Raw genomic sequence first — 14,901 nt, forward strand, 5'->3', positions numbered from 1 at the left:
CGGACGCCCGGGCGACCGTCACTCCCGCGTCGGCGAGGGCCGTGTAGAGGGAGACGGCGGTGAAGTCGCGGTCGCGGATCTGGTCGGCCACCGGCCGGCGGACCCAGGACACCTGGTGTACGGCGGGACGTCCCGCGAACTCGCGGACCCGCTCCAGCCGCAGGGCGGTGTCGCCGGGACGCAGCCGCAGCTGCGCGGCGATCTGGGCGGGGGCCCGGCGCACCGCCCGCCCGGCCACCGCGGTGCGCACGTCGTGGCCCTGTTGACGCAGGTCGTCGACCAGGCTGCGGAGCGAGTCGAGCTGGTACGCCAGGTGGGGCGGGGCGACGAACGTGCCCCTGCCGGGCTGCTGCACGATCAGCCTCTCGTCGCTGAGCTCACGCAACGCCTGGCGCAGCGTCATGAGGGTCACCCCGTAGGAGGCGCTCAGCTCCCGTTGCGGCGGCAGGGCCGCACCGGGGGCGTAGTGTCCTGACCGGATCTTCGCGGCGAGGTCGGCGGCGATGGCGCGGTATCTCGCCTCGTGCCCGGCGTCGGAGGTCATCGTGGTCGGTCACACTCCTGGTCGAGGGCTTGCCTCAGGGTCGCGAGGAAGGCCCGCAGGTCATCCGGCCCAGCCCCGTCGAGCACCCGCCGCATGACCGCGGCGCCGACCACCACGCCGTCGGCGTGCCGGCGGGCTTCGCGTGCCTGGTCCGGGGTGGAAATGCCAAATCCTAGCAAGACCGGCCGGTCGGTGACGCACCTGATCCGCTCGGTGAGGTCCGCCGCCGAAGCGGCGAGCGCGGCCCGCTCACCGGTGGTGCCCATCAGCGACACCGCGTAGACGAATCCGCGGCTGCGGGACGAGATCTCCGCCAGCCGCGGCTGCGGCGTCGCCGGCGACGCCAGCAGGACCAGCTCGATCCCGGCGGCGGCGGCCACGTCCGTCAGCTCGTCCGCCTCGTGCACCGGCAGGTCGGGCACGATCAGGCCGCTGACGCCGGCCCGGCGCAGCGCGGCGCAGAACGCCTCGGGGCCGTCGTGCAGCACCAGGTTGTAGTAGGTGCTGACGACCAGCGGCACGCCCAGGTCCGGCATGCCGGACAGGTCGGCGAGGATCCGGCGGGTGCTCGCCCCTCGGGCCAGTGCCGTGTCGCTGGCCTGCTGGATGGTGACGCCGTCCAGCGTGGGATCGGAGAAGGGCAGGCCGAGCTCGATCGCGTCCGCCCCGGCGGCGGCGAACGCCCGCAGGTAGTCCGTCCAGCCGGGCGTGATCCCCCCGGTGACGTACGGCATGAGCAGGCCGCGTCCGGTGTCCCGGCGGGCACGCAGGTGGCGTTCGACCGCGCCCGCGGCCAGGGTGGGTTTCGTCACAGCAGCTCCTTCAGGGTTGAGACGTCCTTGTCGCCCCGGCCGGACAACGTCATCAGCACCGTCGATCCCGCGGGCAGGTCGCCGCCGCCCGCCGCGCGGATCACCCAGGCGAGGGCGTGCGCCGATTCGAGCGCAGGGACGATGCCTTCGGTACGCGCCAGCCGTACCGCCGCGCCGACCGCCTCGTCGTCGGTCACCGTGACGTAGCGGGCCCGGCCCAGGTCGCGCAGGTGGGCGTGCTCCGGGCCGACTCCCGGGTAGTCGAGCCCGGCGGCGATGGAGTGCGCCTGGGTGATCTGCCCGTCGTCGTCCTGCAGGAACAGCGAGCGGCAGCCGTGCATGACGCCGAGCCGGCCGCGGGCCGCCCCGGCGCCGCCCTCCGCCTCGACACCGACCAGGCGCGCCGGGGTGTCGGCGAATCCGGCGAACGTGCCGGCCGCGTTGGAGCCGCCGCCCACGCACGCGACCACGTAGTCCGGGACGCCGGTCCGCAGCTCGGCGGCGCACTGCCCACGGGCCTCGTCGCCGATGACCCGCTGGAACTCCCTGACCATCCATGGGTACGGATCCGGCCCGACGACCGAGCCGATGCAGTAATGGGAGTCGCCGGTCACGCCCACCCAGTGCCGCATGGCCTCGCTGGTCGCGTCCTTGAGGGTACGGCTGCCCGTGGTCACCGGGACCACCTCGGCGCCCAGCATGCGCATCCGGAAGACGTTCAGCGCCTGCCGCTCGATGTCGCGCTCGCCCATGAACACCGTGGCCTCCAGCCCGAGCAGCGCGGCGGCGGTCGCGGTGGCCACCCCGTGCTGACCCGCTCCCGTCTCGGCGATCAGCCTGCGCCGTCCCATCCGGGTGGCCAGCAGGGCCTGGCCCAGCACGTTGTTGATCTTGTGGGATCCGGTGTGGGTGAGGTCCTCGCGCTTGAGGTACAGCCGCACGCCCAGCGCCTCCGACAGCCGTCGGGCCGGTGTGAGCGGGGTCGGCCGCCCGGCGTGCAGGGCGAGCAGCCGCGCCAGGGCGCCGCGGAAGCCCGGATCCACCCAGGCCTCCCGGAACGCCTCGTCCACCTCGCGGCACGCCTCCACCAGGGACTCCGGCGCGTACCGTCCGCCGAACTCGCCGAACCGGCCCCGCGCTCGGGGCTCGCCCATCGTCTCGTCCAGGGCGACAGGCTCACTCCACGGCAACACGTCTCGCATGCCATGCTCCTATCGTTCTATAACTCCTCAGAGAGTTCTATAACAGTGAGTATGGCACTGGCGGCGTGGGGCGCGCCACCCCGGCGCGGGTGGCGATCATGGGTTGACAACGTGCGGCTGAATCCAACACCCTTTCACTAATCGATTAGTGAAAGGGTGTTGGATTGATCGAGTTCAACCTGGACCGCGGCTCGGGGGTTGCGACGTACCTGCAACTCGTTCACCAGGTCAAACAGGCGCTCCGGCTCGGTACGCTGCGGCCCGGCGACCAGTTGCCGACCGCCCGCGAGGTGGTGGAGCGGCTGGCCATCAACCCCAACACCGTGCTCAAGGCGTACCGGGAGCTGGAGCGCGAAGGGCTGGTCGAGGGGCGGCCGGGGATGGGGACGTTCGTCCGGCAGGGCATCGCGGGTGCGACGCTCGCCGAGCACACGCGGCTGCGGCGCGGTCTGGAGGCGTGGGTGCGCGACGCCCGCGCGGCCGGGCTCGATCAGGAGGACCTGCGGGCGCTGTTCACCGTGGTCCTGGCCGACGCCACGAAGGAGGGCGTGGCATGAGTCCCGCTCTGGAGGCGACCGGGCTGGGGGTCCGCTATCGCCGTACGTGGGCGTTGCGCGACTGCTCGCTGTCCGTGCCCGCCGGGCGCGTGGCGGCGCTCGTCGGGCCCAACGGCGCGGGCAAGACCACGCTCATGCACGCGGCCGTCGGCCTGCTGCGGCCCGCGATGGGAAGCGTCCGCGTGGCCGGCGAGGCGGCGTTCGTGGCGCAGGACAAGCCGCTGTACGAGAGCTTCACCGTCGCCGAGATGCTCACCTTCGGCCGCCGCATGAACACCCGCTGGGACGCCGCCGCCGCCGACCGGCTCGCCGGGCTGGGCATCCCGCTGGAGCGGAAGGTGAGCGGGCTGTCCGGCGGGCAGCAGGCGCAGGTGGCGGTCACGCTGGCGCTGGCCTGCCGCCCCGACCTGCTCGTGCTGGACGAACCGCTGGCCAACCTCGACCCCCTCGCCCGCCACGACGTGATGCGCTCGATCATGGCGGAGGTGGCCGGGCGGGAGCTGACCGTGCTGCTGTCCTCGCACGTCGTCTCCGACCTGGAGGAGACCTGCGACTGGCTGGTCGTGCTGAACGGGGGCCGGCTGCAGGTCAGTGGTGACATCGAGGAGCTGCTCGACGGGCATCTCGTGCTCACCGGGCCGGCCGAGGCGTCGGCGGCGGGCACGCAGGTGGTGGGCGCGAGCCGTACCGGCAGGCAGGTCAGCATGCTGGTCAGGGGCACTCCCCCGCTCGATCCGCGCTGGCAGGCGCGCCGCCCCGGGCTGGAGGAGCTCGTCATGGGCTACCTGCGCAGCCCCGAGTCGGCGGCGCTGCCGGGGTTGACGGGGGTGGGCGCGTGATCTGGGTGACGTGGCGCCAGCACCGGGCGCAGATCCTCGTGACGACGGCCTTCCTGGCGCTGCTGGGGGTGCTGCTGCTGGGTTCGGCGGTGGAAGCGAGCCGGTACGTGGCCGAGCACGCCCCGCCCGGCTGCCCCGGACCTGCCGTGGCGTGCGGCGACCTGGCGGTGGCCCTGGGGCAGCGCTACAACGCGGTCTACTCGGTCTTCGGCTGGATGCCGCTGGTGGCGCCCGCGCTGATCGGAGCGTTCTGGGGCGCGCCGCTGCTCGGCCGCGAGTACGAGCGCGGCACCCACCGCCTGGCCTGGACCCAGTCCGTGCCCGTGTGGCGGTGGCTGGCGGTCAAGCTGTCGATCCTGGGCGCGGCGGTCGTGGCCGGGGGGCTGCTGCTGTCGCTCATGGTCAGCCTGTGGCGGCCGGTGTTCAGGACCGGGGTCGACTCCACGTTCGGCAACATCGGCGTGTTCAACATGGTCGGGGTGGCGCCGGCCGCGTGGTGGCTGTACGCGTTCGCGCTCGGCACCGCGGCCGGCACCCTGTTCCGCCGTACGCTGCCCGCGATGGCGCTGGTCGTGGCCGGTGTGGCGGTGACGATGTTCACCCTGTTCCAGCTGAGCGACCACTACGCCGAGCCGGCGCGTACCGAGCTGTCCGGCACCGTGCTGCTGGACGATCCCGACGCCCGGCTGGTGAGCGCCGCCTGGGTGGAGCCGTCAGGGAGGGAGGTCGCCGAGCCATCGGACAGCGGCTGCCCGCGCCGGGTGGACGTGGGGCAGAGCAGCAGGAACACCGAGGCGTGGCAGGCGTGCCTGTTCGGCAAGGGCTACCGGTACGCGGTGTACCACCATCCGCCGTCCCGGTTCTGGCGCTTCCAGTGGACCGAGGCAGGGATCCTGGCGCTCGCGTCGGCGGCCCTCGGCGGCCTGGCCGTGCGCCGCACCGTCCGCCGCCCCGGCTGACAGGGCGGTCCCGCCAGTGCTCCGCATCGGCCGCTGGGGCTTCCCTGCGGCCGTCCGAGCCGGCGGGAGCCCGCCGCCCGTCACCCCGGCCTTCTCCACAACAGCACGACCGTTGCGAGACCGGCGGCGCACGGAAGGACCTGAAGCCAGCCCAGCAGCGGCGCGAGACCGACCTCGCCATTGGTGTCCTGGACAGTCAGGGCAGCGAGCGCGACGCAGATCGCGATCGCGAAGAGGCCGCTTGCCAACCAGCGGGCCCAGCCCTTGCCGATGCGGACCGCCCAGACGGTGCCGAGCCAGCCGAGCAGACCCAGTGCCCCCACCACGGACAGGAGCACCGCGTATGCGGTGACGGCGCCGTCGATCTCTCCCGGCCCGTAAGCCGGGTAACCCGCCCGGATGTGATCGGCCAAGCCGGCCCGGTCGATGAACGCGAAGAGGGTGGCGACCAGCGTGAGCCCGGCGCCGGCGTACATCGTTGCGAGAGCCCCTCGCATGTCGGGTTTCGTTGCCGGCGTTGTCATGGCATGAGTCCTTCCATAAGCGCGGATTGGCGAGCGTGGCTGGTGGCTTCTCGGCGAGGCCTCGGCAGCCTCCGATTCTTACAACGTATGTTTACCACGCTTCCACTATACTTACGACGTAAGAATCGTTGCTGCGAGGAAGACCACCATGTCCCCGAACCGCACCCGAGGCCAGAACGCCGGGCTGACCCGCCAGGCCATCCTCCAGGCGGCCCTGACGCTGGCCGACCGCGATGGGCTGAAGGCGTTGTCGATGCGCCGCATCGGCCAAGAGCTCGAGGTCGAGGCCATGTCCCTCTACCAGCACGTCGCCAGCAAGGACGCCTTGCTGGACGGGCTGGTAGAGCAGATCTTCACGCAGGCCGCGCCACCGCTTGCCGAGGCGGCCTCATGGCAGGAGGGCCTGCGCGAGTACGCCCGGACGCTGCTGCGCGTCCTGCTTGCGCACCCGAACGTCATCCCACTGGTGGTGAGCCGTCCCGCGATCACTCCGCAGAACCACCGCCTCATGGAGAACGCGCTCCACACGCTGCAGGCTGCGGGACTGCCGCCGGAGCGGGCGTTGGACATGCTGTACGCGGTGACCGGTTTCGTCGTCGGCCACGTCGCCATCCTGGCCGCCGGGAGTGACGGGCACACGCCGACCAGAGGGATGCGGGCGATACCGGACCAGGACCTGCAGGACACCCCGCTCCTTGCCCAGGCCACACGACTCCGGCGCTCCTCCGGGTCGGACCCTCGCTTCGACTTCGCGCTCGAGGCCATGCTGCGCGGCTTCGACACGCTCTGACCCGCCCGGACGAACCCGAGCCTCGCCATGCCGATTCCCCGTCGAAGTCCTGGTCAGGCGGGTGATCTCCGGGAAGTGCGGGCTGGGCCACCGCCATCGTTCAGTCGCGTCGAGGAACGCGGCGATGTGGGCGGTGATCTTGTCGGGTGTTCGCCGTTGATCGCGCGGGCCGAAGAAATGGTGAGCATCGGCACTTCCTCTGCGGCAGGTCACCCGGCCGTGTGCGCGAGGATGGCGGCGGCCAACTCCTCGTGCACCTCGGGCGGCAGTGTGTGCCCATGCCCGCCACGATCATCAGGCGCGCCCCCGGGATCTGCTCGGCGATGATCGCGCTGTGGCCCGGTTTGACCGGCTCGTGGCTGCCCTCGATGACCAGTGTGGGCGCCTTCACCTGATGGAGCACGCCCACCGGCTCGAAGTCGGGCTTGGCCATGGCGGCCAGCCGGTGGTTGGCCACCGCCGACAGGTCGCGGGCCCGGTCGTGGATCCGTTCCTGCAGGCGCCGCGCCGCGTCCTCGTCGAACGGCAACCCGGTGCCGTGCAGCAGGCGCTGCTCGGCGATCATGCCGTCGATCCGCGCGCGCCGGTCCGCCGGTGGCGGGGCGGCCATCAGCGTACGATAGAAGGCCACGAACTCCGGTGCCGGCTCCGGCAGGCTCCCCTCGGGCTGCGGCTGTCCCATCAGGGCCCGCATGATCACCTGGCCCTCGCCGCCGCCGAGCGGGGAGGAGCCGATGACGGTCAGCGAGCGCACCCGCTCCGGCCGCTCCACGGCGACGAACTGGCCGAGCAGGCCGCCCGCCGAGTGGCAGACCAGGTGCGCGCTCTGCAGGCCGTGGTTGTCCATCACGCGGTAGACGTCGTTCTTGATGTCGTCCCATGTGTACGGCTCCGCCGCGAAGTCGACGGTGCCCGACATGCCGGTGTCGCGGTGGTCGTAGCGGATGACCCGGCGGTCTCCGGCGGTCAGCCGGCCGACGAACTCGTCCGGCCACAGGATGCCCTGCGACATCGAACCCATGATCAGCAGGATCGGCGTGTCCGTCCCGGCGCCGAACTCTTCGCTCCAGATGTTCACGTTTTGCATGTCTCAGAGCATGTCGTCTTCGGCTCCGGACGCCTTCTGTAGAACTACTGGTCGCGCCACTTCCGTACGGTACTCGACCGTACGCGGGGCGAGGACAGCCGGGCGGCGATCTGCTTGCTCGACAACCCGTCGGCGACCAGGCCCGCGATGCGCGGTTCCTGCGGGGTCAGCGTGGCGAGCACAGCCGCGGCTCCCCCTTCACCGGACAGTCATACGACCACCTATCTGAGCGGAGGGTCCTGAGAACCGGCCTTCCACCGTCGCCGAAAAAGTGATATCACTTTGCTAGCAAGATGAAGTCACGTAGAAGGGACGGACGATGGTGAACACATCGGGCGGGGCCACACTTGAGGCCGCCGTCGTAGACATGCCCGCACCGCGCACGAGCGAGCGCCCGGTGCGGGCGGCCAACGGGTTCGTGATGCTGGGGGTGGCGACGGCGCTGGACCTGGCCGGGATCGCGCTGCTCGTCATGGGAATCGTCATGCTCGCCTCGGGGGCCGGGCAGGGCGGCATGTGGGTGGTCATCGGGAGCATTCTGATGATCCTGCTCGGGTCCTTCATGTTCTTCGGCCTCACCGCGGTGGCGCCGGGCGAGGCCAGGGTCGTGCAGCTGCTCGGCCGGTACGTCGGCACCCTGCGCACCCCCGGCTTCCAGTGGGTCAACCCGATCACGGTGCGCCGGCGGGTGTCCACGAGGATCCGCAACCACGAGACGGACGTGACGAAGGTCAACGACGCGGAGGGCAACCCGATCCAGATCGCGACCGTGGTGGTCTGGCAGGTGCAGGACACCGCGCAGGCGGTCTTCGAGGTGGACGACTTCGTGGAGTTCGTGGCCATCCAGGCGGAGACGGCTGTGCGGCACATAGCGGGCAGCTATCCGTACGACGCGCACGGCGAGCCCAGGCTGTCCCTGCGGGACAACGCCGACGAGATCAACGAGCGGCTGTCCGCGGAGATCGCGGCCAGGGTGTCGTCCGCCGGTGTGAAGGTCATCGAGTCCCGCATCATCCGCCTGGCGTACGCGCCCGAGATCGCCCACGCCATGCTGCGCCGCCAGCAGGCGGGCGCGGTGGTGGCGGCGCGGCAGCGGATCGTCGAGGGGGCGGTCGGCATGGTGGAGATGGCCCTGGCCAGGCTCGCCGAGCACGACGTCGTCGAGCTGGACGAGGAGCGCAAGGCGGCCATGGTGAGCAACCTGCTCGTGGTGCTGGTCGGTGACCGCGACACCCAGCCCGTGGTCAACACGGGCACGCTCTACCAGTAATCACCATGGAGCGGAAGAAGATCCTGCTGCGGCTTGACCCGGTGGTTCACGACGCGCTGGCCAGGTGGGCGTCCGACGAGCTGCGCAGCACGAACTCCCAGATCGAGTTCCTGCTGCGCAGGGCCCTGTCCGAGGCCGGACGCCTGCCCAACGGGGTGGGGCGGATGCGCCCACGCGGACGGCCGAGGAAGGCGCCGGAGGACGGCACAGACCAGGAAGAGGAAGAAGAGGAGCGGGCGGATGGAGACGCAAGTGAAGCAGGGTGAGTCGCTGACCCGATCGGTCTTCCTGTTGGCCTTCGACCTGCGGAAGGAGAAGCTGACCCAGCGGGGCGAGCTGGGCTACCTGCTGCGCGCGGCCACCCTCGCCGAGCTGCTGCTGGCAGGCAACCTGGCGGACGAGTCGGGCAAGGCGCGAGCTCTCACCGCCCCGGCCGCCGAGCCGGGTTCCCTGCGGGCCGTGGTCTGGGAGCAGATCTCGAGCTCACCGCCCCGCTCGTGGCGGCGGTGGGTGCAGAAGGACAGCGGCAAGGCGGTCCGCGTGGTACGCGACGAGCTGGCGGCCGCCCGGATGATCAGCGTGGAGCGGCACCGGATCCTGCTGTTCCCGGTCGAGCGGATCACGCCGCGCAAGGCGTACCTGTCGCGCAGGCTGGCCGAGCGCGTCGGCCGGGCCATCCGCGGCGGCCAGCCGGTCGGGCACCTGGACGAGGACGTCCGCGCCCTGGCGGCGCTGGCCACGGCGGCCCGGCTCAAGACGGTGGTTCCCTCCTGGCGGGAGACGCGTCTGCGCCGGGACCGGATCGAGCAGCTGTCCGCGCCCATCGAGCCGATCGCGACCGCATTGCGCAAGAGCGTCGAGGCGGCCCAGTCGGCATACGGAGGAGGCTGACCCGACGAATCACGGCGGCCCTCACCACCGGCTCTCGGAGAAGACCACTTGACCACGTCAATCGAAGCGCCGGCCCAGCCCCCGCGCCATCGAGCAGGCCGGGGTCCCGGACTCCCGGACCTGGCCCCGGGGCGCGATCGCAGTGCGGATCATGAAAGCGCGTTCCCGGTCGTACGCCTCACGGCTGCGGCAGTAGCAGGCGCAGCGCGAGGCCGAGGCCCGGGCCGTCCGGCCGGTCATCGTTGTACGTGCCGACGTGGAGCGGGCCGCAGCGCCGAGCCGAGCGTGCCGCGGGGAATGATCCTCCGTCCGCAGCCGGGCTGCACCGCGGTGTCCGCCGCATGCGGCATCGCTTCCTGACGTGACAGGCTCAGCCGCTCGTACCACCGCCAGGCGGCCGGGCCCGCCCGGAACGGCAAGTCCGCGGCGTCCCTCTACTACAACGTCCCGTCTGGTACGCGCCCCGGCATGGGACCGCCTCCGCGACGACGTCCGATTCTTTGACGACGACGCCCGGACCGTGTGATGACCGCGCGAAGCCCGCTCCAACAGCTCCCCCTTCAGCAGCCGTCAGGCCGGCGTCGGCTCCGACCGCGGGATGCTATAACAGTGCCGGCGCAGGGCCCGCCGATGCAGTGTGATCAAGGCGTTGAAGGGCAGCGTGATTATGGCCTCGCCCGGCGGGCAGTGGGCGGGAGACCTTGCGCCCGGCCCTCGCAGCGCAGACATCTTCCGTGCACTGCCACCGGTCCAGGTTCTTGAACGCATGCCGGACCCGCGCGGCGGCGCGCCACCTACTTCGACGACTACCTGGCCGCTGAGGGTCACGCTGGTGGATCGGCGCCCTGGGGGGTGGCGGTCAGACTGGTGAGGAAAGGTGAGTGGCCGCGAAAGCCTCGGTGGAAGCGCCCTGGCTGCCCTGTGCCGAGGAACTCTCCCAGCCACGCCTGGTGTTCGATCTTCTCGTTGCGGATCGCCTGGGCGAGGAGATGAGTGCGGTGGTCTTTGCCTTCGGTGAGGTCACATAGACCGCGATAAGGGTCGACGGCGCGTCGTACGTCTTCGATGAGTGTCGTCACTGGATCCCGCGCATCAACAGCGGCACCGTCCTCCGGTCGTGCATGACTCCTTTTCAGGAACTGCCGGATGTCGTCGGGGAGCGTTCCGTCCAGTTCGTAGATGCGGCCCACGAGCGCGTCGAAATGGTGTCGATCCTCATCGCGGATGTCTTGGAGGATCTGGCGTAGCTCCTCATCGGCGAAACCGAGCGGACGAGCGGTGAGGATCGTGAAGCGGTAGACGGCGCTCAGCTCCGCTGCGGCGGCGGAGGTGAGCCGGTCGATCAGGATGTTCACATCGAGGCCGGCTTGCTCGACGACTTGGCGCGCGCTGATCATGTCGGCTCCAGGGTCGGCTGCGGGTGGTCAGGTTGCGGAGGGTTCCAGCGGGGCGCGTTCCTTGGGGTTGAGCGCGAGAAAGGCCACCCCGGCCAGGGCGCCGCCCGCCATGTCGGCCAGGAGCCAGATCCAGATCTTGCCCCAGGCGAACAGCCCCATCCAGGCGGCGCCGACGGCGACCGCCGGGTTGAAGGCCCCGCCGGAGATGCCGCCGACCGCGAACGCGCCGGCGGCCACGGTGAAGCCGATGGCCAGGCCGTAGAAGCTGTTGCCGGGATGGTCCCGGCTGGTGGCCGCGTTCAGCACCACATACGCGAGCGCGAACGTGAACAGCGCCTCGGCCAGCAGCGCGACCCCCAGCTCCCGCCCTGAGGGGGACAGCGCCGGCACGCTGCCGGGATTGACGATGTAGGTAGCGGTGAGCGCGGCGATGACGCCTCCGGCCAGCTGGGCGATCCAGTACGGGACGGCGTCGGCCAGGCTGATCCGGCCGCGGAGCAGCACGGCCAAGGTCACGGCCGGGTTGTAGTGGGCGCCGGAGACATGTCCTCCGGCGTACACCATGACCATCAGGATCGCGCCGATGGCCACGGGCGCCAGGGGCGTCTTCGCCAAGACCGTGGCGCCGATCGTGAGGACCAGGAAGAACGTTCCGATGAACTCCGTGATGTAGCGACGCATGGACTGTCCTCTCCATTCGTGAGGCTGGAACCGATCACGCTCCGCGGCAGCGCGTCCAGATCGTGCCACGCGCCTCGCCCTTGGGAGATTGCGGGCTTCTTACGGACGTTTACGGCCCTTTACGGCTCACCGAACCGGACATAAGGGGCTTGCCGGATGACTCGGCATCTGCTGATGATGCGTCGTGCTCAATCACCCGCGCTGGACGCCGATCGGCATAAGGGCCGACGGCACGAACACTCAGGCGAGTGGGTTGCAAGAAGTGACGCAGAGCAGCGCTTCCAGGGTGGATGGCATGTTCCCAGGACGAACGGCGGCACTCGGCTGCACTTGCCCTGCCGGCGGTCGGGTGCGGCGGCGCAGGGCAGGACAAGGCGGCGAGTGGCACCACGCCGGCCTCTGCGACCTCCACAATGACCTCCGCGTCGACGGCGTCCACGAGCATTGATCAAGGATGAGGAGACCACACGCCGCGGGCCCAGCGGACGAGCGCTGATGCTTTCGGCGGCGATGACCGCCGGATTCGTCACGGTCTTCGGCCTGTTAGGGCTCGCGGTGACTATGCCGGCGGTCTGGCGGCGGGCTGCTCGGTGGCGTGGCAGCCTTCGTGACCTACGCGCGTTCGGCATGGGCCTGGTCATCGCCGCACTGTCGCAGGCGGTGGCGTCGGCCCGCGCTGGCACGACTCGGCACCGGCTGGCTCATCGTCGCGCTCCCCTTGCTCACCGTCGGGTCGCTGGCACTGCACAAGGCGCGAAGGCGCGATCGAACCCCACAGCGCGGCATCGGGAATGTCCGCTGGATCAGCACATGAAGACCCCTCGGACCTGAAAGCACCAACTTCCGGTCAGGGGACAACCACCGGCTCCTGAACGCCCGTGTGAGCGATCGGGCAGTTGCCGCTCGCGCGTTCTTCGCGGCGGACACGGTGCGGGGATCCGTTTGGCAGGCGTCGCGTTGTGGAGTCGACTGACCCCGTGCCAGCGATTTCCGTCTCGGCCACTGATTACCAATTCCTTACCGAATCCGAGCACTGAGCGTCGGCGCTTCTATGGTGACCTTGCTCACTCCTCACACCCAAGAGAAGGGGGATCACCTTGTTACGCAACGTGATAAGTGCGGTCGCGGCGGCCATCGTGGTCGGCGGGCTGGGATTGATCGAGCCGGCCAGCGCCGCCACGACGCCTGGCGGCGTCTCGGCCTGGGGCAGTGGCGGCTACGGTGAGCTCGGCGACGGGTCCACCTCCGAACGGCTCCTGGCGGCTCCGGTTCCGGGGCTGACCGACGTCGTCGGGATCGACTCCGGTCGCGGCCATGTGATCGCGCTCAAGTCCGACGGAACGGTCGTGACCTGGGGCAGCAACGGATTCGGCCAGCTCGGCGACGGCACCCGCACCAACCGCGGCACGCCGGCGCTGGTACCCGGTGTCTCCGGCGTTGTGGCGGTCGCGGCCGGCAGCGACCACAGTCTCGCGGTGCGTTCGGACGGAACCGTGCTGGCCTGGGGCTGGAACGGCTCCGGCGAGCTCGGCGACGGCTCGAACATCACCGTGCAGACCTCCCCGGTTCGGGTGCAGGGCCTGACCAACGCCAGGTCGGTGTCCGCCAACAACCGACACAGCCTCGCGGTCACCGCGGACGGCACGGTCATGGCCTGGGGTTCAAACAACGGTGGGCAACTCGGCAGCAGCGACACCACCGAGGTACGCCGGGTCCCCGCGCCGGTCAGGGGCCTGACGAATGTCACCGGCGTGGCCGCCGGCAGCGAGTTCAGCTTGGCGCTGCACGCCGACGGGACGGTCAGCGCGTGGGGCCGGAACAGGGCCGGTCAGCTGGGCGACGGCACCAACACCACCCGCTCTGACCCGAGACGGGTCAGCGGGCTGACAAACGCCATCGACATCGCCGCGGGCGGCACCCACGGCCTGGCGGTACTCACCGACGGCAGCGCGCGGGCGTGGGGGTTCAACCGGTACGGTCAATTGGGAGACGGCACGACCACCGACCAGAACCTGCCAGTGCGGGTCCGTGGACTGTCCGGTGTGGTCGACATCAACGGCAGCCTGAACCACAGCATCGCGGCGACCACGCAGGGTTTCGCGCTGGCCTGGGGGCTGAACCACCACGGCCAGCTCGGCAACGGCACCTTCGCCAACAGCAGCACGCCCGTGCTGGTGGTCGGCCTGACCGGGGTGCAGGCGGTCGCGGCAGGATCGGCGCTGAGCGCGTTCAGCATCGCGTTGACGACCACCAGGTGACTACCGGAAAGCTGGCCAGGACCAACATCGTCCGTCGCTACTTCGCCGCCCGGCGGCCACCGCGGCGCTGATCGTGAACTGGCCGGAGGCCGCCTGGGCCAAGCTGTCCCGGCTCCATCTCCAGCTCGCCCAGGCACCCTTCGATGAAGAACCGCGCGAACTCGTCGACCTCGCTGAATCGGCGGTCTCCAGTCTTGCCCGCCCGGCGGCGCCGCTCTCAGAGCTGGCGGTGTGCCCCTGGTTCCGGGCGGGGCGGGCAGGTTGTGCGCACGATCGGGATGGTCGCCGGCTTCTACGCGGCCCCACACCGCGACTACGGCGCGGACCTCGGTCCCGCCACTCGTCAGCCGCTCGACCGCCTCGGCCACGACCCGCCGCTCGAACACCATCGCGCGCAGCAGGGTCGCGGCCGGATCGCGCTCCCATCCACAGAGCTTGGCGCCGCGCCCATGGCAGAAGTCGTCGCGCTCACCAGCTTGCTCGGCCTCGGCGACAGTGGGCGCTGAGTGATGGGTGGGACATCCCCACTCAAAGGTTGGGTCAGCGGTCATCGCTCACATCTAGCCGGACTGACCAGGGGCATCCCACAGCGTCTGAGGAACACAGCGCCAGGACACCCGCTTGTTGGCGAAGCCGCCGCGGAAGATCGCGCCGAGTGCAAGCCCGACCATCGTGGTCATCACGATCATGAGCGTGCCGCCGCCGATCACCGCCCGTGCTCCCGCCGACATGGGTGAGGGGTCTATCCAATGTCCGGTACGGCACGCCGTTCACGTTGGCCCGTCCGGAGGTCGGCCGGTCGAGTCCGAGGATGATGCGCATGGTCGTGGTCTTGCCCGCGCCGTTCGGCCCTAGGTGATCTTTCCGAGGGTGACGGTGAAGGACAGGTCGTCGGCAGCGACGCTCTGCCCGAAGCGTCTGGTCAATCCGATGACTTCGATCATGTCCATCACGATTCGTCTCGGCGGCCGGCCCGCGTATCAGCCCTGAGACCGATACACGCCGCCGAGCCCGGTGGCTTGGGTCGAGGATGTGCATGATCAGCCCCGACTTCCCCTGCTGAGCCGGATACCGGACTGGGTGGGTTTGG

18 protein-coding genes are annotated in these 14,901 nt (G+C 70.5%); 9 read left to right on the forward strand and 9 right to left on the reverse strand.

All coding sequences use genetic code 11. The annotated features are described in order from the left end of the window. The 3 genes from ACIBVN_RS46200 to trpB all read right to left on the reverse strand — a co-directional run. Window positions 1-544, reverse strand: a 544-nt coding sequence (locus tag ACIBVN_RS46200) for a GntR family transcriptional regulator (protein WP_397146727.1), incomplete at its 3' end; no start/stop codon positions are given. Then, window positions 541-1,356, reverse strand: coding sequence for a tryptophan synthase subunit alpha (gene trpA / locus ACIBVN_RS46205; protein WP_397146729.1), 816 nt, complete (start codon window positions 1,354-1,356; stop codon window positions 541-543). The genes ACIBVN_RS46200 and trpA, both read right to left, overlap by 4 nt. After that, on the reverse strand, window positions 1,353-2,558 hold the full coding sequence (trpB, locus tag ACIBVN_RS46210) for a tryptophan synthase subunit beta (RefSeq protein ID WP_397146731.1): 1,206 nt from the start codon (window positions 2,556-2,558) through the stop codon (window positions 1,353-1,355). Before trpB ends, trpA begins: the two co-directional genes overlap by 4 nt. Window positions 2,559-2,722: 164 nt before the next feature. Here trpB and ACIBVN_RS46215 point away from each other — a divergent pair, with 164 nt between their 5' ends. Genes ACIBVN_RS46215 through ACIBVN_RS46225 form a run of 3 tightly spaced genes read left to right on the forward strand, consistent with a single transcriptional unit; the run spans window position 2,723 to window position 4,913 of the window. Beyond that, window positions 2,723-3,115 (forward strand): GntR family transcriptional regulator, encoded by a 393-nt coding sequence (locus ACIBVN_RS46215; RefSeq protein ID WP_397146733.1) that lies wholly within the window; start codon window positions 2,723-2,725, stop codon window positions 3,113-3,115. After that, window positions 3,112-3,954 carry an ABC transporter ATP-binding protein gene (locus ACIBVN_RS46220; RefSeq protein WP_397146735.1) on the forward strand — a complete coding sequence of 281 codons (843 nt, stop codon included), beginning with the start codon at window positions 3,112-3,114 and terminating at the stop codon, window positions 3,952-3,954. Before ACIBVN_RS46215 ends, ACIBVN_RS46220 begins: the two co-directional genes overlap by 4 nt. Then, the gene (locus ACIBVN_RS46225; RefSeq protein WP_397146737.1) at window positions 3,951-4,913 is read left to right on the forward strand and encodes an ABC transporter permease; all 963 of its coding nucleotides are present in this window, start codon (window positions 3,951-3,953) and stop codon (window positions 4,911-4,913) included. The genes ACIBVN_RS46220 and ACIBVN_RS46225 overlap by 4 nt, the downstream gene beginning before the upstream one ends. 80 nt (window positions 4,914-4,993) lie before the next feature. Here the strand turns inward: ACIBVN_RS46225 and ACIBVN_RS46230 are convergent, their stop codons facing one another. After that, complete coding sequence (locus ACIBVN_RS46230; RefSeq protein ID WP_397146739.1) at window positions 4,994-5,389, reverse strand: hypothetical protein; 396 nt, start codon at window positions 5,387-5,389, stop codon at window positions 4,994-4,996. A 196-nt stretch (window positions 5,390-5,585) separates the two neighbouring features. Between ACIBVN_RS46230 and ACIBVN_RS46235 the strand changes: the two genes are divergently transcribed. After that, entirely contained in the window at window positions 5,586-6,227 is a 642-nt protein-coding gene (locus ACIBVN_RS46235) for a TetR/AcrR family transcriptional regulator C-terminal domain-containing protein (protein ID WP_397146741.1), read from the forward strand. Window positions 6,228-6,327: 100 nt separating this feature from the next. Here the strand turns inward: ACIBVN_RS46235 and ACIBVN_RS46240 are convergent, their stop codons facing one another. Together ACIBVN_RS46240 and ACIBVN_RS46245 are read right to left on the reverse strand one after the other, a co-directional pair. Then, window positions 6,328-7,314, reverse strand: a complete 987-nt coding sequence (locus tag ACIBVN_RS46240; protein WP_397146743.1) for an alpha/beta hydrolase — start codon at window positions 7,312-7,314, stop codon at window positions 6,328-6,330. Between the two features lie 44 nt (window positions 7,315-7,358). Beyond that, window positions 7,359-7,496: a hypothetical protein gene (locus ACIBVN_RS46245; protein WP_397146745.1), complete on the reverse strand. Its 138-nt coding sequence runs from the start codon at window positions 7,494-7,496 to the stop codon at window positions 7,359-7,361. A gap of 137 nt (window positions 7,497-7,633) precedes the next feature. On the opposite strand from ACIBVN_RS46245, the gene ACIBVN_RS46250 reads away from it, so the two are divergent. Genes ACIBVN_RS46250 through ACIBVN_RS46260 form a run of 3 tightly spaced genes read left to right on the forward strand, consistent with a single transcriptional unit; the run spans window position 7,634 to window position 9,475 of the window. After that, window positions 7,634-8,584, forward strand: coding sequence for an SPFH domain-containing protein (locus ACIBVN_RS46250; RefSeq protein WP_397146747.1), 951 nt, complete (start codon window positions 7,634-7,636; stop codon window positions 8,582-8,584). A gap of 5 nt (window positions 8,585-8,589) precedes the next feature. Beyond that, window positions 8,590-8,850, forward strand: coding sequence for a hypothetical protein (locus ACIBVN_RS46255; protein ID WP_397146749.1), 261 nt, complete (start codon window positions 8,590-8,592; stop codon window positions 8,848-8,850). Then, window positions 8,825-9,475, forward strand: a complete 651-nt coding sequence (locus tag ACIBVN_RS46260) for a GPP34 family phosphoprotein (RefSeq protein WP_397146751.1) — start codon at window positions 8,825-8,827, stop codon at window positions 9,473-9,475. Before ACIBVN_RS46255 ends, ACIBVN_RS46260 begins: the two co-directional genes overlap by 26 nt. Window positions 9,476-10,299: 824 nt before the next feature. Here the strand turns inward: ACIBVN_RS46260 and ACIBVN_RS46265 are convergent. Further along, window positions 10,300-10,872, reverse strand: coding sequence for a ferritin-like domain-containing protein (locus tag ACIBVN_RS46265; RefSeq protein WP_397146753.1), 573 nt, complete (start codon window positions 10,870-10,872; stop codon window positions 10,300-10,302). Window positions 10,873-10,899: 27 nt separating this feature from the next. Next, window positions 10,900-11,553, reverse strand: coding sequence for an MIP/aquaporin family protein (locus tag ACIBVN_RS46270; RefSeq protein ID WP_397146755.1), 654 nt, complete (start codon window positions 11,551-11,553; stop codon window positions 10,900-10,902). A gap of 1,097 nt (window positions 11,554-12,650) precedes the next feature. Here ACIBVN_RS46270 and ACIBVN_RS46275 point away from each other — a divergent pair. Both ACIBVN_RS46275 and ACIBVN_RS46280 read left to right on the forward strand, forming a co-directional pair. Continuing rightward, window positions 12,651-13,811 (forward strand): RCC1 domain-containing protein, encoded by a 1,161-nt coding sequence (locus tag ACIBVN_RS46275; protein ID WP_397146757.1) that lies wholly within the window; start codon window positions 12,651-12,653, stop codon window positions 13,809-13,811. Window positions 13,812-14,074: 263 nt separating this feature from the next. Continuing rightward, complete coding sequence (locus ACIBVN_RS46280) at window positions 14,075-14,317, forward strand: hypothetical protein (RefSeq protein WP_397146759.1); 243 nt, start codon at window positions 14,075-14,077, stop codon at window positions 14,315-14,317. Window positions 14,318-14,371: 54 nt separating this feature from the next. Here ACIBVN_RS46280 and ACIBVN_RS46285 read toward each other — a convergent pair whose 3' ends face one another. Further along, the gene (locus ACIBVN_RS46285; RefSeq protein WP_397146907.1) at window positions 14,372-14,542 is read right to left on the reverse strand and encodes a hypothetical protein; all 171 of its coding nucleotides are present in this window, start codon (window positions 14,540-14,542) and stop codon (window positions 14,372-14,374) included. Window positions 14,543-14,901 lie beyond the last annotated feature (359 nt).

It is taken from the genome of Nonomuraea sp. NPDC049400 (assembly GCF_044466425.1).
Lineage (GTDB): Bacteria > Actinomycetota > Actinomycetes > Streptosporangiales > Streptosporangiaceae > Nonomuraea.